Origin of the sequence: Levilinea saccharolytica, from assembly GCF_001306035.1 — a bacterium.
Taxonomy (GTDB): domain Bacteria; phylum Chloroflexota; class Anaerolineae; order Anaerolineales; family Anaerolineaceae; genus Levilinea; species Levilinea saccharolytica.
Genome location: NZ_LGCM01000046.1, coordinates 55,818 through 70,913, shown reverse-complemented (window position 1 = coordinate 70,913; position 15,096 = coordinate 55,818). Strand labels below are relative to the sequence as shown.

Annotated in this window: 19 protein-coding genes; 13 read left to right on the top strand and 6 right to left on the bottom strand. The window is 63.1% G+C overall.

The genetic code is table 11. The features are described 5' to 3' along the window. The first annotated feature begins 42 nt into the window (after positions 1–42). The 6 genes from ADN01_RS13870 to ADN01_RS13845 all read left to right on the top strand — a co-directional run bounded on the left by ADN01_RS13870 (position 43) and on the right by ADN01_RS13845 (position 4,786). Positions 43–645: a DNA-3-methyladenine glycosylase gene (locus ADN01_RS13870; RefSeq protein WP_062417431.1), complete on the top strand. Its 603-nt coding sequence runs from the start codon at positions 43–45 to the stop codon at positions 643–645. After that, a complete protein-coding gene (locus ADN01_RS13865; RefSeq protein WP_062417410.1) occupies positions 645–1,328 on the top strand; it encodes an acetyltransferase in 684 nt (227 codons plus the stop codon). Before ADN01_RS13870 ends, ADN01_RS13865 begins: the two co-directional genes overlap by 1 nt. Positions 1,329–1,356: 28 nt before the next feature. Further along, complete coding sequence (locus ADN01_RS13860; RefSeq protein WP_062417411.1) at positions 1,357–1,788, top strand: bactofilin family protein; 432 nt, start codon at positions 1,357–1,359, stop codon at positions 1,786–1,788. A 3-nt stretch (positions 1,789–1,791) separates the two neighbouring features. Further along, a complete protein-coding gene (locus tag ADN01_RS13855) occupies positions 1,792–2,517 on the top strand; it encodes a CPBP family glutamic-type intramembrane protease (RefSeq protein ID WP_062417412.1) in 726 nt (241 codons plus the stop codon). Between the two features lie 129 nt (positions 2,518–2,646). Further along, complete coding sequence (locus tag ADN01_RS13850; protein ID WP_147238992.1) at positions 2,647–3,714, top strand: hypothetical protein; 1,068 nt, start codon at positions 2,647–2,649, stop codon at positions 3,712–3,714. Positions 3,715–3,862: 148 nt separating this feature from the next. Next, positions 3,863–4,786: an SDR family oxidoreductase gene (locus ADN01_RS13845; protein ID WP_075071209.1), complete on the top strand. Its 924-nt coding sequence runs from the start codon at positions 3,863–3,865 to the stop codon at positions 4,784–4,786. Here the strand turns inward: ADN01_RS13845 and ADN01_RS13840 are convergent. The 4 genes from ADN01_RS13840 to ADN01_RS13825 are packed head-to-tail and all read right to left on the bottom strand — an operon-like array spanning position 4,700 to position 8,967. Further along, positions 4,700–5,500, bottom strand: coding sequence for a PhzF family phenazine biosynthesis protein (locus tag ADN01_RS13840; RefSeq protein ID WP_062417414.1), 801 nt, complete (start codon positions 5,498–5,500; stop codon positions 4,700–4,702). The genes ADN01_RS13845 and ADN01_RS13840 overlap by 87 nt on opposite strands. 47 nt (positions 5,501–5,547) lie before the next feature. Next, positions 5,548–6,738, bottom strand: a complete 1,191-nt coding sequence (locus tag ADN01_RS13835) for an ABC transporter permease (RefSeq protein WP_062417415.1) — start codon at positions 6,736–6,738, stop codon at positions 5,548–5,550. Positions 6,739–6,750: 12 nt separating this feature from the next. Then, complete coding sequence (locus tag ADN01_RS13830) at positions 6,751–8,004, bottom strand: ABC transporter permease (protein WP_062417416.1); 1,254 nt, start codon at positions 8,002–8,004, stop codon at positions 6,751–6,753. Between the two features lie 15 nt (positions 8,005–8,019). Next, complete coding sequence (locus tag ADN01_RS13825; protein ID WP_062417417.1) at positions 8,020–8,967, bottom strand: ABC transporter ATP-binding protein; 948 nt, start codon at positions 8,965–8,967, stop codon at positions 8,020–8,022. 216 nt (positions 8,968–9,183) lie between these two features. On the opposite strand from ADN01_RS13825, the gene ADN01_RS13820 reads away from it, so the two are divergent. The 4 genes from ADN01_RS13820 to ADN01_RS19690 all read left to right on the top strand — a co-directional run bounded on the left by ADN01_RS13820 (position 9,184) and on the right by ADN01_RS19690 (position 11,699). Further along, positions 9,184–10,398 carry a sensor histidine kinase gene (locus tag ADN01_RS13820; RefSeq protein ID WP_062417418.1) on the top strand — a complete coding sequence of 405 codons (1,215 nt, stop codon included), beginning with the start codon at positions 9,184–9,186 and terminating at the stop codon, positions 10,396–10,398. After that, on the top strand, positions 10,395–11,057 hold the full coding sequence (locus ADN01_RS13815; RefSeq protein ID WP_062417419.1) for a response regulator: 663 nt from the start codon (positions 10,395–10,397) through the stop codon (positions 11,055–11,057). The genes ADN01_RS13820 and ADN01_RS13815 overlap by 4 nt, the downstream gene beginning before the upstream one ends. Positions 11,058–11,147: 90 nt before the next feature. Continuing rightward, the gene (locus tag ADN01_RS13810) at positions 11,148–11,459 is read left to right on the top strand and encodes an FmdB family zinc ribbon protein (protein WP_062417420.1); all 312 of its coding nucleotides are present in this window, start codon (positions 11,148–11,150) and stop codon (positions 11,457–11,459) included. Positions 11,460–11,546: 87 nt separating this feature from the next. After that, a complete protein-coding gene (locus ADN01_RS19690) occupies positions 11,547–11,699 on the top strand; it encodes a hypothetical protein (protein WP_160318432.1) in 153 nt (50 codons plus the stop codon). Positions 11,700–11,763: 64 nt separating this feature from the next. Here ADN01_RS19690 and ADN01_RS13805 read toward each other — a convergent pair whose 3' ends face one another. Further along, positions 11,764–12,228: a hypothetical protein gene (locus ADN01_RS13805; protein WP_062417421.1), complete on the bottom strand. Its 465-nt coding sequence runs from the start codon at positions 12,226–12,228 to the stop codon at positions 11,764–11,766. Beyond that, complete coding sequence (locus tag ADN01_RS13800; RefSeq protein WP_062417422.1) at positions 12,221–12,433, bottom strand: helix-turn-helix transcriptional regulator; 213 nt, start codon at positions 12,431–12,433, stop codon at positions 12,221–12,223. The genes ADN01_RS13805 and ADN01_RS13800 overlap by 8 nt, the downstream gene beginning before the upstream one ends. A 151-nt stretch (positions 12,434–12,584) precedes the next feature. On the opposite strand from ADN01_RS13800, the gene ADN01_RS13795 reads away from it, so the two are divergent. The 3 genes from ADN01_RS13795 to ADN01_RS13785 all read left to right on the top strand — a co-directional run bounded on the left by ADN01_RS13795 (position 12,585) and on the right by ADN01_RS13785 (position 15,076). Then, positions 12,585–13,622: an NAD-dependent epimerase/dehydratase family protein gene (locus ADN01_RS13795; RefSeq protein WP_062417423.1), complete on the top strand. Its 1,038-nt coding sequence runs from the start codon at positions 12,585–12,587 to the stop codon at positions 13,620–13,622. A gap of 462 nt (positions 13,623–14,084) precedes the next feature. Continuing rightward, a complete protein-coding gene (locus tag ADN01_RS13790; RefSeq protein WP_062417424.1) occupies positions 14,085–14,702 on the top strand; it encodes a TetR/AcrR family transcriptional regulator in 618 nt (205 codons plus the stop codon). Next, the gene (locus ADN01_RS13785) at positions 14,699–15,076 is read left to right on the top strand and encodes a hypothetical protein (protein WP_062417425.1); all 378 of its coding nucleotides are present in this window, start codon (positions 14,699–14,701) and stop codon (positions 15,074–15,076) included. Before ADN01_RS13790 ends, ADN01_RS13785 begins: the two co-directional genes overlap by 4 nt. Positions 15,077–15,096 lie beyond the last annotated feature (20 nt).

Genomic DNA, 15,096 nt, shown 5'->3' with positions numbered 1-15,096 from the left:
GGTGTTTCCAATTTTGGGGCGCTTTTCATGTACAATACAGGCATGTCCGCCAGCCCGCTCCCTCGCGATTTTTACGACCGCCCGGTTTTAGACGTGGCCCGCGGCCTTTTGGGCGCGCGCCTGGTGCGCATGGAAGAGGGGCGGCGGCTTTCGGGCTGGATTGTGGAATGTGAGGCCTACCGCGGCGAAGAAGACCAGGCCTGCCATGCCCGCCGCGGACGCACTCCGCGCACGGCGGTGATGTACGGCCCTGCGGGGCGCGCCTATGTCTATTTCACCTATGGAATGCACTGGATGCTGAACTGCGTCACCGGCCCCGAGGGCTTCCCCGCGGCTGTGCTGCTGCGCGCGGTTTGGCCCGCCGAGGGGCGCGCGGTGATGGCCGAACGGCGCAAAGGACAGCCTTTTGCGCGCTGGACAGACGGCCCCGCCAAGCTGACCCAGGCCCTGGGCGTGGACGGCGCGCTGAACGGCGCGGATCTGTGCAGTCCGGCGGCGGGATTGTGGATTGAACCCGCGCTGACGGCCCCGGAGGCGCAGGTGGTCACCGGGCCGCGGGTGGGGCTGGGCAAAACGCCTGAGCCCTGGCTCAGCCTGCCCTGGCGCTTTCGCTGGACGGCAGATTTAGACGGAGGGCAGCCCTGATGGATGCACCCATCTGGGAGCAATTGCAGTTTGAGCCGCCCGCGCTGCTGGTGTTTGGCGGCGGCGGCCACGGCAAAACGGTGATTGACCTGGTGCGCGCCGGGGGGGTGTACACCGTGGTGGGTGTGCTGGACGACAGTCTGCCGGTGGGCAGCCGGGTGAACGGCGCGCCGGTGTTGGGCGGGGGAGCGCTGCTGCCCGCTTTGGCAGCCCGCGGTTTGCGGCTGGCGGCTAACGCCGTAGGCGGCATCGGCAATGTGCGCGTGCGGCTGCATGTGTTCGATTTGCTGGAACAGGCCCATCTGGAATGTCCCAACCTGGTGCATCCCAGCGCCTGTGTGGAGCCCAGCGCGGTGCTGGAAGGCGGTGTGCAGGTGCTGGCGCAAAGCTACATCAGCAGCGAAGCACGCGTGGGTTTTGGCACGGTCATCAACGCGGGCGTGGTGGTGTCGCATGATTGTCACATTGGGCGCTGTGTCAACCTCTCGCCGGGGGCGCTGCTGGCGGGCGGGGTGCGCGTGGAAGATCACGCGCAGATCGGCATGGGCGCCACGGTCAATTTGAACCTCACCATCGGCAGCGGGGCGCGCGTGGGCAACGGCGCCACCGTCAAGGCCGATGTTCCGGCGCAAGGCCGGGTGTACGCGGGCACCATTTGGCCGCCCAGGCCCGCGGCGGAATAACCCTCTGAAGGAGATAGAACAGCAGCCTATGTTTCGAAAAACCTCCCCCCCTCAACCCCCCACGCAACCCGTGGCGGTGGAACGTGTGACCTCTGTGCTGGGGCCAGGCATCAACTGGAAGGGCAACCTGCGCGGCAGCGGCGGCGTGCGCATTGAAGGCGCGTTTGAAGGCGAAATCACCGTGCGCGGCCTGGTGGTGATTGGCGAGACGGGCCGGGTGAATTGTGAGACGCTGCGCGCCAACACCGTCATCGTGGCGGGGGCTGTGCGCGGCAATATTTTGTCCGAAAAGCTGGAAATTCGCTCCACGGGCCGCGTGTGGGGGGATGTGACCACGGTGGCCTTTGCCACCGAAGAGGGCGCCTTCCTGCGCGGGCAGGTGACCATGGAAGAGCAGGTGGAGTTGAACCTGGAGGATGAATCCAACACCGCTCCCACCCAGCCGGTGGAAGGGGTGTAAGGCATGGAGCGCACCCTTTTACTGCAAATTGCCGAATGGTTGGGCGTGCTGGCGGTGATGATGATCGCCGGGATGAGCGCGCGCCTCAAGCTGCGCCCCCTGGTGTTTAAATACCCGCGCCGCGAGGCCACCGTCTCGCTGGCGCTGTTTGTTCTGATTTTGATCTTTGCGTTCTTGGTGTTCGGCGGCACGGTGACCGGCGGGCAGGCTTCGGCGGCCCCTGGGGATTTGGGCCAGCGTTTGTTTGTGGCCGCGGCGGCGGTGCTGCCCTTCGCGGCGGCGCTGCTCACCCGCCGTCAGCCGGTGCGCAGCGCGGGCTGGGGCAAAGATTTTCTGGCGGGCGGCATCCGCGTGGCGGCGGCCCTGGTGTTTTTGACCATCTTTTTGACCGGCAGCGTTTTTCGCCTGCTGAACGGCCTGTCCACCGAGGATGTTTCGGCGCTGGTGTATTTGCTGCTGATCTGTCTGGCGGAGGAGACCATTTTTCGCGGGTATATCCAACTGCGCCTGGAAGGCTGGCTGGGGGCGCGCTACGGCTGGGCGGCCGCGGCCGTGCTGTTTGCCCTCTTCCAACTGCCGCGCCTGCTGCTTCTCCCGGCGGAACTGCCCCTGCGCTTGGGGCTGACCCTGGTGCAGGGTTTGGTGTTGGGTTGGGTGATGCGCAAGAGCCGCCATGTGGCTGCGCCCTGGCTGTACCGCGCCGTGTCGGAATGGCTGCGCTGGATTTAGGGGGGATTAAACCAGGATTAGACTTGTGGGACGGCGGGCTTTTTCGGCCGTTTGTGGTTATATAATCAGAGCAAATCCGGCTGCCCTGGGCCGCCCTGGTTGCTTGAGTGGATAAGGAGAGAAATCACCATGCGAACATCCCGTGTTTTGAAGATCGTGACCCTTTTGAGCATTTTTGCGCTGCTGCTGTCTGCTTGCAGCCTGTTTGGAAAACCCTCCACGTCAGAACCGACCCCTGAGGCGGCTGCCCCCGCGGCGGAGGATGCGCCCCCCGCGGAAGAGGGCGAGGAAGCTCCCCCAGAACCGATGGGCGGCACCCTGGATACGCTCGACAGCTACCGCCTGACCTTTAAACTGTCGGCGGAGGGCAAGAACGAACTGGGCAACGACCTCAACGAAACCCTCGACCTGCTGCAGGAAGCCAACAATGCGGACCTGACCTACCATATTAAGCGCACCGGCGCGCAGGTGGAATTGGAAACCGGTCTGGATACGGAAGAAATTTACGTGTTCGGCGATAAGACCTATGTGCTCGACACTTTTGAGACCGATTCGCCCTGCACGGTGTTCTTCACCGAAGAGAATCACCTGGACTTTGCCTATGTCTTTGCCCTGGAAGAAATGTTCCCCACCATCACCCAGGGTGAGCTGTTGGAAGAGGGTGTGGAAGTCAACGGGGTGAGCACCAATCACTACGCCGTGGAAGCCCTGGATACCTACTACGGCTCGATGGAAAAATTTACGGCTGAGATCTGGGTGGCCCAGGACGGCGAGCAGGTGATCCGCTTCAGCGGCGAGGCCGAGGGCGAGATGGAAATTGCGGGCGAGCCGGGCACGGGCAAGATGAACTGGGAATATAACCTGACCGACATCAACCAGAGCGTTGAGGTGGCCTTCCCTGAGCTGTGCCAGGAGCAGGAAACCAGCATGTCGGAAATTCCCATTCCCGACAACGCCACCAACCGCGAGACCGACGAAGGTTACTTCGTGTTTGACAGCACCGATTCGGCGGATGTGCTGGCCGAGTATTACAAGACCGAGCTGGTCAACGGGGGTTGGGAACTGACCGATGAATTGAGCGATGAGTCTCTGTACATTTTGACCTTCACCAAGGGCGAGCGTGAGCTGCAAGTGGAAATTGGCCCTGGCGAGGATGAGGGCATCACCAACGTGATTATCACGGATTTCAGCTACTAAGCTTTCCCTAAAACCGAAACAGCAGGCCGTCCGCAGCGGGCGGCCTGCTGCTTTAAGTAAGGTTTGTATCACCTTGCGGGGCTGCGCTCTGGTCAGCGGCGCGCACACCCGCTAGAATGGGATTACTTTAACGATGAGGAGAGGCAGCATGACCAATCTATCTGGCAAATATATTCTCGTGACGGGGGCCACCGACGGTATCGGCAAGGTGACTGCCCGCGAGCTGGCACGCATGGGCGCGCGGGTGACGATTGTGGGGCGCAACCCCACCAAAACCCAGGCGGCGGCGGCCGAAATCAGCGCGCAGTCGCCCCATCCGGTGCAGACCCTGGTGGGTGACCTGTCCATCCAGGCCGAAGTGCGCCGGCTGGCGGCGGAATACCGCGCGGCTAACCCGCGGCTGGACGTGCTGGTCAACAACGCCGGGGCGCTCTTCACCAGCCGCCAGGTGTCGGCGGACGGGATTGAGATGACCCTGGCGCTGAACCACCTGAACTATTTCCTGCTCACCCATCTGCTGCTGGACATGCTCAAAGCCAGCGCACCCGCGCGGATTGTGAACGTTTCTTCGGCGGCGCATGTGGGCGGGCGGATCAACCTTCAGGATATTCAACTGACGCGCGGCTATTCCAGCTGGGGGGCCTACAGCCAGAGCAAGCTGGCCAATGTTCTCTTCACTTATGAATTGGCGCGCCGCCTGGAGGGCAGCGGGGTGACGGTGAACGCGCTGCATCCGGGCTTTGTGGCCACGCGTTTCGGCCGCAGCAACGGCGGTTTATTTGACCCGCTCTTCCGCCTGTTCCAGGTTGCGGCCATTACTCCGGAGCAGGGCGCGGAGACCTCCATCTATTTGGCCTCTTCTCCGGAGGTCGAAGGCGTCAGCGGGCGCTATTTTGACAAGAAAAAAGCCGTGTCGTCTTCGGCACTTTCGTACCAAAAAGACACGGCGGAACAGTTGTGGGCGTTGAGCGAAGCGCTGACGGCCTCAGTCGGCGGCCAGCAGTTCCCCGCGGAAGATGGTGACAGCCTGACCGCGGATGAGCACGCGCTCCCCCTGGCGAACCAGCCGTAATTCGCCGCCGCGGGCTGAAGCCTGGTAGGCCAGCAGCTGATCTTTGCCCAGCTTTTGGCCCCAGTAGTCAATCACATAGCAGTGGGCTGAGCCAGTGACGGGGTCTTCGGCCACGCCTGCCCCCGGGGCAAAATAGCGCGAAACGCAGTCATAGGCGCCGCCGGAACGCCCGCGGCTGGTGAGCAGCACGTAGCGCAGCGGCAGGCTGGCCAGGGCGGCGTGGTTGGGTTGGGCGCTGCGCACGGTTTCCTCGTCCTCCACCTCCACCAGATAGGTCTGTTCGTTTTTGCCGACCCACACCGGCTGCACGCCCAGGGCTTCCATCAGGCCCGCGGGCGCTTCGCTGGCGGCCACGCTTTTGACGGGGAAGTTCAGCTCAATCCAGCCGTCCACTTGGCGGGCGGTCAGTTCGCCGCTGAGGGTGTGGAAATGCAAGGTGTCGTTGGGGCCGGCCTGGCCGGTTTCAAAGAGAATGTGGGCGCTGGCCAGCGTGGCGTGCCCGCACAGGCGCACTTCGACCTTGGGGGTCATCCAGCGCAGGCGGTACCCATCACCTTCGGGCAGCACAAAAGCGGTTTCGGACAGGTTCATCTCAGCCGCCAGGGCCGCCATCCACGCATCCGGGCGGGGATGATCCAGCAGACAGACAGCGGCAGGGTTGCCCCGAAACGGAACGGGGCTGAAAGCATCCACCTGGTACAACGGAAGGGACATGCACGGCCTCCTCAATGGAATTTGGTCGTTAAGATTGTAGCACGCTCTCAGGCTTCACTGCGCAGAAAACGCCAGGCAGCCAGGCTAAAGAACAGCAGCGCGTAGCCGCCCAACACCGCCGCCGGCAGCAGGGCGGCCTGCGCTCCCAGACCGCGCAGGAGGATATTCTGAAAGCCGGTCATGGCCCAGGCGCTGGGCAGCACCCGCCCCACAGCGGCAAAGGTGGGGCCGGCGCCTTCCAAGGGGAACCACGCGCCGCCCACGGCCGAAAAGACGAACATGGCCACCATCGCCCACAGGATCACTTGTTCCTGACCCTTCACCGCCGCGCCGATGAGCAGACCCAAACTGGCCACCCATAAGGCCAGCGCCACCAGGATCAGCCCCACGGCCAGCGGCTGCGAGAAGTAGTCCAACCCCAGGGCTAACTGCCCAAACAGCACCAGTAAAATTTCCTGAGCGAGGATGGTGACAAACATGGCCAAAAAGTGCCCGGCTAACACGGCGCTGCGCGGCATGGAGGTGGTCATCAGGCGCTGCAAAGTGCCGCCGCGCCGTTCCAGCACCACGATCATGGCGGAGGAGACCAGCCCAAAAAGGGTGAACTGCACGATCATGCCGGGGGAGCTTTGGGCGTAGGGATGATCGGCCAGGGAGCTTGACTTGGCCGGGGGGGCGGCTTTTTCCACCGCCACCGACAGCGCCGGATCGCGCCAGCCGTCCACGGCGCGCTGCAGGCGCTGGAGCAGGGCTTCGCGGCTGTCGCCGGCCCCGCCGGTTTGCAGGGCGGCCTGCGCCGCGCTCATCACGCGCACAAAAGCCGTGCGGGTGATCTGGGCGGCGGCCTGTCCGCTGGCTGAGGCAGAATCGGCCAGCACTTCCAGGTTGGGCTGACTGCCCGAAAGCGCCAGCTGGCTGAATTCCGCCGGAATGCGCACCGCTCCGGCCCATTCGCCGCGGCGCACGCGCTCGGAGGCCGAGTCAAATTGGGCGGGGTCTAGCTCCACCAGTTCTACCCCGCCGTCGGCTTCCAGCAAGGTGCGCAGGTGGGCGCTGAGCGCACCGTTGGGGTCGGCGTTGGCCCAACCCAGCTTTAACACCGCTTCGGAGGAAGAGGAGCCGTAGGCCATGCTCATGACCACGGTGAAGACCACAGGCATGAACACCAGAAAGAGGATGGACATTTTATCGCGCAGGATTTGCGACAAATCTTTGAGGGTAAGGTACAGGATACGCATGAGATCCTCTGTTTAAAGGGTGTGGGCAGAGAAGCGGCGGTTAAAGAGCCAGGCGCCCACGGCGAAGCAGACCGCGCCCATGGCAAAGAGCACGCCCACGGCGGGCAGGGCTTCCATCAGGGAGGCGCCGTTGAGCGCCTGTTTCCAGGCGGTGAAGGCCCAGCCCTGGGGCACCAGGCGGCCGGTCAGGTTCATAAAGGCGGGTGGGTTGGGCACCGCCGCGGTGAATAACCCGCCCAACATGCCCATCACGGTCAGCCCGCCGCCCAGCACCGGCCCGCTTTGGCGCGAACTCTTGATGAAGGAGATCAGCAGGATGCCGAAGCCGCCCGCGGCTGCCACCTGGGCCGCCACCACGGCTGCCACGGTCAGCCCCTGGCCAAAGGCCAGCCGTCCGGCGGTCAGCAGTACCGCGGCCTGCAGGACGCACAGCACAAACACTGAGAGGAATTTGCCGCCCAAAATCACCGCCCGCGGGATGGGGGTGGTGAACAGGCGCTGCAAGGTGCCCTCTTCCTGTTCGGTCAGGAAGGAGGTGGCGCTGTAAGCCCCCGTATAAAAGGAGAAGAACACCAATTGGCTGGCAAAGATCAGGCCCAGAACGCGCGCCATGGGGTTGGTGGTGGCGCTGGTGCTGTCTTGCTGCTGGGCGGGGCTGAGCACCTGAAGATAAGGCTCTGGGCTGTGGTTGAGGTTGTTCAGAAAAGCGGTGAGCCAGGCGCTGTAGGAACTGACCAGCGGCTGCACCGCCTGGGGGCTGGGCTCCGGCAGCACATTCACGGCCACGCGCATGGCCGAAACGGTGTCGGCGTACTGGGTGAGCAGCAAGCGCAGGATGGTGGGGCTGATGCTGAGGGTGGGATCGTGGATCAGGCGCAGCTCGGTGTGCCCATCCGCGCTCATCAGTTGGGCGGTGAAATCGGCGGGCACAATCACCGCGGCGGCGATCTCCTGGCGCTGCACGGCGCTGCGCGCGGCGGCTTCGCTGTCGTAGGGACTGGCCAGCAGCCAATCGGGCATGCGTTCATCCTGGAGCATAGACAGCAGTTGGCCGCCCAGGGCGTCTTGACCAGCGGGCGGGGTATCCAGGTTGACCACGGCCACGCGTACATCCGCGATTTTGGCGGTTTCTCCGCTGGACATGCCGCCGAAGGCGAAGTAGATCAGGCCTACAATCATCAAGGGGGCCGCCACCATCATGCCGACGGCGAACAGGCTGCGCAGGGAGCGGGTGAGGTCTTTGAGAGCAATCGTAAACAGGTTCATTCGGTATGCTCCCCTTTAGCTGTCGCGCAGAGCGCGGCCGGTGAGGTGAAGGAAGACCGCTTCCAGGTTGGGTTCCTGGATGCTGACGGTCACAATGTGGACGTGGGCCTGAGCGGCGGTCTCGAACAGGTGGGGCAGCACCGCGGTGCTGTCGCCCACCAGCAGGTGGACGTTCTCGGCCTCGGTCCACACCTGCTGCACACCGGGCAGTTGGCGCCAGACTTCCAGAACCCCGTCGGGGGGCTGGCTGAGGGTTAACACCAGGCGGGTTTGCTCGCCCACCAGTTGGGTCAGCTCGGCGTGGGTGCCCTGGGCGATCAGGCGGCCTTGATCCATGATGGCGATGTGATCCGAAAGCTCTTCGGCTTCTTCCATGTAATGAGTGGTGTACAGCACGGTGGCCCCCAGGCGGTTAAGCTCTTTGACACTGTCGAGGATGTGGCGGCGGCTCTGCGGGTCAATGCCGACCGTGGGTTCATCCAGCACGACGATGTCGGGGTGGTGCAGCAGGGCGGCGCCGATATTGACGCGGCGCTTCATCCCGCCGGAAAAGGTGCCCACGCGGTCTTTTTGGCGCTCGCTCAGGCCGATCAGCTCCATCACATCAGCCACACGTTGATTCAGCGTTTGGCCGCGCAGACCGTACATGCGCCCCCAAAAATAGAGATTTTCACGCGCGCTCAGATCGGGGTAGAGGGCGATATCTTGCGGCACCACGCCCAGGGATGCGCGCGCCTGGTTGGCCTGGGTGCGCAGGGGGTGACCCATCAGGGTCACTTCGCCGCGGGTGGGGGCGATGAGGCCGGAGAGGATGGAGATGGTGGTGCTTTTTCCGGCGCCGTTGGGCCCCAGCAGGCTGAAAATTTCACCTTCGCGCACCTGAAGGTTGAGGCCCTGCACAGCGGTTTGGCGGCCAAACTGTTTATGAAGGTCGACAATTTCAATAGCAAAACGATCGGTCATGCGGTTTACCCTTTCCTGCGATTAAAAATGAGCGAATGGAACTACCGTCAGTATAGACGGCGGGGGCGTTTTTGCCATCGGTCGTTCGGTTAGTGACGGCCTGTACTTTGGTCGGGTACGAACGGACATGTCCGAATGGACAGGTGTGCCCTGGGGGCTGCGGCTGTATAATCAGGGCAGAAGAGGTGCGAGACGATGCCCATTCCTTGGAAAACGATGCTGAAAGCTTCTCAGCCACCGGATGAAGACAGCCAGCAGGTGGTGTGGTTTTGGTACATGCTGACCGCGGCGGTCGTCTTTCTGTACGTCTGGACGCTGGTCAATAAGCCTGACATGCGCCAGCCGGGGACGCTGGTGCTCTTTACCGCGCTGATGCTGGTGCACCTGGGGCTGCATTGGGCGGTGATCACCCTCAACCTCAGCACGCGCACGGCGGTGATTGTGCTGCTGGTGCAGAGCGGGTTGGTGTTCACCCTGGTATCCATGAGCGCCGCGGAAGCCCTGGCGATTGGGCTGTACATGAGCTTGATCGGAGAAGCCTTGGGCTTTCTGCGCATCAGCCGCGCGGGTGTGGGCATGACGCTGTACCTGCTGCTGCTTTCAGGAGTTAACTTTGGCCTTCTTTTGGGTTGGGGGCAGCTGCCTTTTTGGGCGTTGATGGTGCTGCCGCTGGCGGTCTTTGTGAGCGTGTATGTGACCCTCTACAGCCGCCAGGCCGAGGCGCGCGAACGCGCCCAAAAACTGGCCGCGGAGCTGGAACAGGCTAACCGCCAGCTTTCGGACTACGCGGCGCAGATTGAGGATTTGACCCTGAGCAGCGAGCGTCAGCGCATGGCCCGCGAGCTGCACGACACCCTGGCTCAGGGGTTGGCCGGGCTGATTTTGCAGCTGGAGGCGGTGGATACCCACCTGGCGGGGGGGCGCACCGACCGCGCCCAAACCATCGTGCAGCAGGCGATGGAACGCGCGCGCGGAACCCTGCGGGATGCGCGCCGGGTGATTGACGACCTGCGCAGCGGGCGGCCCGCCAGCGAAGATTTGGCCCGGGAACTGACGGCCGAGGCGCACCGTCTGGAAACTTCGCTGGGCATCCCTTGTGCGGTTCAGATGGATGTACCGGAAGATCTCTCCCGTGAGGCGGGCGAAGCCCTGCGGCGGGTGGTGAGCGAGGGGCTGACCAACATCGCCCGCCATGCCGGGGCGGCCCACGCCTGGGTGCAGGTGAGCAACGCGGACGGGCGTCTGTGCGTGGAAGTGCGCGACGACGGACGGGGATTTGACCCCGCCGGGGTGGCCGCCGGGCATTACGGCCTGCTGGGGCTGCAGGAGCGCGCTCGCCTGTTGGGCGGAGAGTGCCGGGTGCAGTCTGCGCCGGGGCAGGGGACGCTGCTGCGCTGGTGCATTCCTGTTGACACGGAGGCCGCCCCATGACGGCTGACCCCATCCGCATTTTGATTGCCGACGACCATTTAATCATCCGCGAGGGGCTGCGCCTGATTCTGGAGACGGCTGAGGGCATGGAACTGGTGGGCGAGGCTTCGGATGGGGCCGAGGCGCTGCGCCTGGCGGGGGAAACCCGGCCGGATGTGATTTTGATGGATCTGCGCATGCCGGGCATGGACGGGCTGACCGCCATCCAGCACCTGAGCGTTGAACACCCGCAGATTGCCGTGGTGATTTTGACCACCTACAACGAGGATGATGGGATGGTGCGCGGGCTGCAGGCCGGGGCGCGCGCCTATCTGCTGAAGGACACCGACCGCCAGACCCTGTTCAACACCATTCGCGCGGCAGCCCGCGGCGAAACCTTGCTGCAGCCGGAAGTGCTGGCGCGGCTGTTAACCCAACGCGCGGCGCCGCCCTCGGCTGCACCGGAATTGAGCGAGCGCGAGCTGGAGGTTTTGGCGGCGGTGGGGCGCGGCCAGCGCAGCAAAGAGATCGCTTACCATTTGGGGATCAGCGAACGCACGGTGAAGGCGCATCTGGCCAGTCTGTACAACAAGCTGGGGGTCGATTCGCGGGCGGCGGCGGTGAGCACGGCCATTCAGCGCGGGCTGCTTTCGGCGGGACAGGAGGAAAGTAAAGGGTAAATCCCTCCATTTGTTATTGAAATTCTTATAATTCCTTGCTATAATGCCAGATTGAAATACGTGGAAAGTCTTGTAAGGAGTGTAATCGCTATGCCCATTTATACCTACCGGTGCGAAAGTTGTGGTGTGCAGTTTGAACGCAACCAGCGGTTTTCTGACCCGCCCCTGGCGCGCTGCCCGGAGTGCAATAAGAAGTCGCTGCGCAAGGTCTATACCCCGGTCGGAATCGTCTTTAAAGGTTCTGGCTTTTACGCCACCGATCACCGCTCCCCCTCTGGGCAGAGCCGAGCAACGCACACCGAAGAGAAACCCGCAGAGAAAGCGGCTGAGACCAAACCGGCGGCGGAGAGCAGCTCCACACCCAGCGCCTCCAGCACGGCTGTCACCAAGACCAGCGATTAATCCCTGCTGGGCACGGGCGGAAAGATCACACCCGTGCTGAGCCGGGCTTTTTTTGTGCCAGCAGCAGAAGGAAGTGAAATAAACCTTATGGCAGTAAAAAATAAGCGCGCCAAAACCCCCACGCGAAAACCCGGCCCCTCGCAGGAGCAGCGGCGCTTAGGCCGTCAGCGGGTGCTGTTCGCGGTGCTGGCGGTGATCATCATTATCACCTGGATCGCGTCCTCCATCGTGACTCTTTAGGGGCAGTTTTCTGGAAACTCAAAAGGCATCCCGCGCGGGATGCCTTTTTTTGTGTGCGGTGGGCTTACAGCCGGTTTTGATCGCGGACGATGCTGGCGATGTAGACGATGAAGGGCACCAACACTGCCCCCGCCAGGAAGAACCACAGCGTGTCGCCGCTTAGTTCAGGCAGGCTGCCGTTGGCGGCGAAGGAGGCCCACATCAGGCCGGTGTAGGTGAGGCCCAGCGAGACCCAAAAGGCGCGGTTGCCGGCGCGGGCACGGATGAGCAGCATGCGCTCGTCGCGTTCGGCGGCGCTCACGCGGCGCGCCTCGGCCCCATTTTTGCGGGCGTGCCAGTAGCGCACCAGAAGGCTGAAGCCCACCCCAGCCAAGAGAATACCCAGGCCGGTGATGATGCGGAAGTTGTAGGGCAGGTAGGCAAATTCGCTGCCGATCCACGCCCCCGCCGCGGCCACGATGACCCCCGCGGCCAAAAAAACCCAGCCCAGGCGCAGTTTTTGCTGTACCCACTGTGAATAGTTACTCATGGTTTTCTTCCTCCGGTGAATATAAAAAGAGATCTTCGATGGGCATCTGGAACAAACGCGCCAGCCGAAAGGCCAACAGGATGGAGGGGTTATAGCGCCCATTCTCCAGCGAGATGATCGTCTGACGGGAGACTTCCACCTGGTCGGCCAGCTCCTGCTGTGTCCAGCCCCGTTGGCTGCGAAATTCTTCCAAGCGATTTTTCATGCGCCCTCCCATGTAAAGTAAACTGTACATATTATAGTAAAGTTTGCTTTACATGTCAAGGGTGTTTTACATTTTCCCCGCATGAGTTCACGACTGGTATAATTTGGGTGGGGCGGGCTGCCCGCCGAAATTATGAAAAAAAGGAAGCAGCATGAAAATCTATATCACCGGAATCAGCGGTTTTTTGAGCATCAACCTGGTGCGCTACCTGCTGGAACGCGGCTATACGGACATCGCCGGGATTGACCTGGTGGATTTCACGTACCCGGAACGCGACCGGATCGAATTTTTGCAGGGTGACATCCGCGACCCACAAGCCGTGGCGCGCAGCATGGCCGGGGCGGATGTGGTCATTCACACCGCGGCGGCCTTGCCGCTGTATTCGCCGGAGGATATTTACTCCACCGATGTGAAGGGCACGCGCATTTTGATGGAACAGGCCCATGCCTATGGGGTCAAGCGCTTCATTCATATTTCCTCCACGGCGGTGTACGGCGTGCCGGATCACCACCCGCTGTATGAGACCGACCCGGTGCATGGGGTGGGGCCGTACGGCGAGGCCAAAGTGGAGGCCGAGGCGGTGTGCGAATCCTTCCGCGAGAAGGGCATGTGCGTGCCCATTTTGCGGCCGAAGTCGTTTGTGGGGCCGGAGCGGCTGGGCGTGTTTGCCATTTTCTACGAATGGGCCAGCCAGGGCAAGCATTTCCCCATGATCGGCTCGGGCAACAACCGCTACCAGCTGCTGGATGTGGACGATTTGTGTCAGGTGATTCTGGCGTGCATCACGCTGGACGCCGCGGCGGTCAACACCACGTTTAATGTAGGTGCGGCGGAATATACCACCATGCGCCAGGATTATCAGGCGGTTTTGGACGAGGCCGGCTTTGGCAAGCGTATTGTGCCTTTCCCCACCTGGATGGTGATCCCGGCGCTGCGGATTTTGGAAAAGCTCAAGCTTTCGCCGCTGTACCCGTGGATTTACGAGACGGCTTCAAAGGACTCGTTTGTTTCGATTGAAAAGGCCCAGCAGGTGTTGGGCTACCGCCCGCTGTATTCCAACAGCCAGGCCATGCTGCGCAATTACCGCTGGTATTTGCAGAACAAGGACACCTTCACCGAAGGGGAAGGCGTGACCCACCGCGTGCCCTGGAAGCAGAAGGCGCTGAAGGTGGTCAAGCTGTTCTTCTAGGCCAAAACCCGTCGGGGCACGCCGGTCTACCCCCTGAACCCGATGGGGCGGGCGTAGGCGTGCCCGACCGCCAGCACCCCCCATACCGCCAAAAACCCGTAGGGGCACGCCGGTCTACCCCCCGGCCCTGATGGGGCAACCGTAGGCGTGCCCAACCGCCGGTCTACCCCCCGGCCCTGATGGGACAGGCGTAGGCGTGCCCAACCGCCAGCACCCCCCACACCGCCAAAAACCCGTAGGGGCACGCCGGTCTACCCCCTGGGTCCGATGGGCCAACCGTAGGCGTGCCCGACCGCCGGCATCCCCCACACCGCCAAAAACCCGTAGGGGCACGCCGGTCTACCCCCTCACCCCGATGGGGCAGGCGTAGGCGTGCCCTAACGCTGGCACATGGGGGCCTTGACAAATATCCCCAACCTCATTACAATGAGTGAGTAGTCAGTCATTATAGAAGGAGACCCCTTGACTCGCTCACTCAACCCCGAACGAAAAACCGCATTGTTGGCCGCCGCGCTGAAACTCTTCGCCGAGCGCGGGGTGGCCAACGCCCTCACCGCCGACATCGCCCGCGAGGCCGGGGTGGCGTCCGGCACCCTGTTTCTGTACTTCCCCACCAAACAAGCCCTGGTGAACGAACTGGCCCTGCAGCTGGCCTATGAACAGGCCCAGCGGGTGACCGCGCAGCTCTCCCCCCAGCTTTCGGCGCGTGAGACCTTTTGGGCCGTGTGGAGCGCCACCTTGGGCTGGTTTTTAGAACGCCCCTATACCTTCGAAGCCACCCAGCAGCTGCGCGATCCGGTGTGGATCACACCCGAAACCCTGGCTGAATCGCAGCGCGCCTTTGCCTACTACTACGCCGCCATCCAAAAAGGCCAGGCGGAGGGCGTGTTGGGGCCGTACCCCCCCGAGCTGATCGGCGGAATGCTGTATCAGGCCATAGTGGCGGTGATGCTGCTGCTGCGCCAAACGCCGGACCCTGACCAGCAGGCCGCCCTCATCCGCCAGGGCTTTGAGATGTTTTGGGGTGGGGCTGCCGCGGCCTCGCCGTCCGCTGCACCTACCCAAGAGGAGCAAGCATGACCCCTACGATTTGGAAAATCGCCGCTTTGGGCGGTTTGTTTGGCCTGGTTTTCGTTCTGGGTTACGGCCTCAGCCGCGCAGGCAAGCCCTACCCTCTGGCGGCTTTCACCGTCCACAAGCTGGCGGCGCTGGGGATCCTGGTCTGGCTGATCCGGCAGGCGGTCGTCACCCAGCGCGCGGCCCCGCTGAGCGCATTGCAATGGGCGGGGGTGGGGCTGGCAGCGGTCTGCTTTGTGCTGGCGATGGCGACCGGCGGGCTGGTGAGCAGCGACCGCCCCGCGCCGCTGTGGGCCGCGCGCGCGCATGCGCTGATCCCGTACCTGACGCTCCTGGTCAGCGGGGGAGCCTTTGCCCTGCTGGGGGCGCTGCGCTAGGGGAAGATGAGCGCGGCAGG

Excerpts from the sequence above, each read along its gene's own strand:
- ADN01_RS13825 (WP_062417417.1), bottom strand. The coding sequence starts at position 8,967 with ATGACCGATCGTTTTGCTATTGAAATTGTCGACCTTCATAAACAGTTT.
- ADN01_RS19690 (WP_160318432.1), top strand. The coding sequence starts at position 11,547 with ATGGCAGTAAAAAATAAGCGCGCCAAAACCCCCACGCGAAAACCCGGC.
- ADN01_RS13855 (WP_062417412.1), top strand. The coding sequence starts at position 1,792 with ATGGAGCGCACCCTTTTACTGCAAATTGCCGAATGGTTGGGCGTGCTG.
- ADN01_RS13805 (WP_062417421.1), bottom strand. The coding sequence starts at position 12,228 with ATGAGTAACTATTCACAGTGGGTACAGCAAAAACTGCGCCTGGGCTGG.
- ADN01_RS13865 (WP_062417410.1), top strand. The coding sequence starts at position 645 with ATGGATGCACCCATCTGGGAGCAATTGCAGTTTGAGCCGCCCGCGCTG.
- ADN01_RS13835 (WP_062417415.1), bottom strand. The coding sequence starts at position 6,738 with ATGCGTATCCTGTACCTTACCCTCAAAGATTTGTCGCAAATCCTGCGC.
- ADN01_RS13785 (WP_062417425.1), top strand. The coding sequence starts at position 14,699 with ATGACCCCTACGATTTGGAAAATCGCCGCTTTGGGCGGTTTGTTTGGC.
- ADN01_RS13860 (WP_062417411.1), top strand. The coding sequence starts at position 1,357 with ATGTTTCGAAAAACCTCCCCCCCTCAACCCCCCACGCAACCCGTGGCG.
- ADN01_RS13830 (WP_062417416.1), bottom strand. The coding sequence starts at position 8,004 with ATGAACCTGTTTACGATTGCTCTCAAAGACCTCACCCGCTCCCTGCGC.
- ADN01_RS13820 (WP_062417418.1), top strand. The coding sequence starts at position 9,184 with ATGCTGAAAGCTTCTCAGCCACCGGATGAAGACAGCCAGCAGGTGGTG.
- ADN01_RS13795 (WP_062417423.1), top strand. The coding sequence starts at position 12,585 with ATGAAAATCTATATCACCGGAATCAGCGGTTTTTTGAGCATCAACCTG.
- ADN01_RS13850 (WP_147238992.1), top strand. The coding sequence starts at position 2,647 with ATGCGAACATCCCGTGTTTTGAAGATCGTGACCCTTTTGAGCATTTTT.
- ADN01_RS13810 (WP_062417420.1), top strand. The coding sequence starts at position 11,148 with ATGCCCATTTATACCTACCGGTGCGAAAGTTGTGGTGTGCAGTTTGAA.
- ADN01_RS13800 (WP_062417422.1), bottom strand. The coding sequence starts at position 12,433 with ATGAAAAATCGCTTGGAAGAATTTCGCAGCCAACGGGGCTGGACACAG.
- ADN01_RS13815 (WP_062417419.1), top strand. The coding sequence starts at position 10,395 with ATGACGGCTGACCCCATCCGCATTTTGATTGCCGACGACCATTTAATC.
- ADN01_RS13840 (WP_062417414.1), bottom strand. The coding sequence starts at position 5,500 with ATGTCCCTTCCGTTGTACCAGGTGGATGCTTTCAGCCCCGTTCCGTTT.
- ADN01_RS13870 (WP_062417431.1), top strand. The coding sequence starts at position 43 with ATGTCCGCCAGCCCGCTCCCTCGCGATTTTTACGACCGCCCGGTTTTA.
- ADN01_RS13845 (WP_075071209.1), top strand. The coding sequence starts at position 3,863 with ATGACCAATCTATCTGGCAAATATATTCTCGTGACGGGGGCCACCGAC.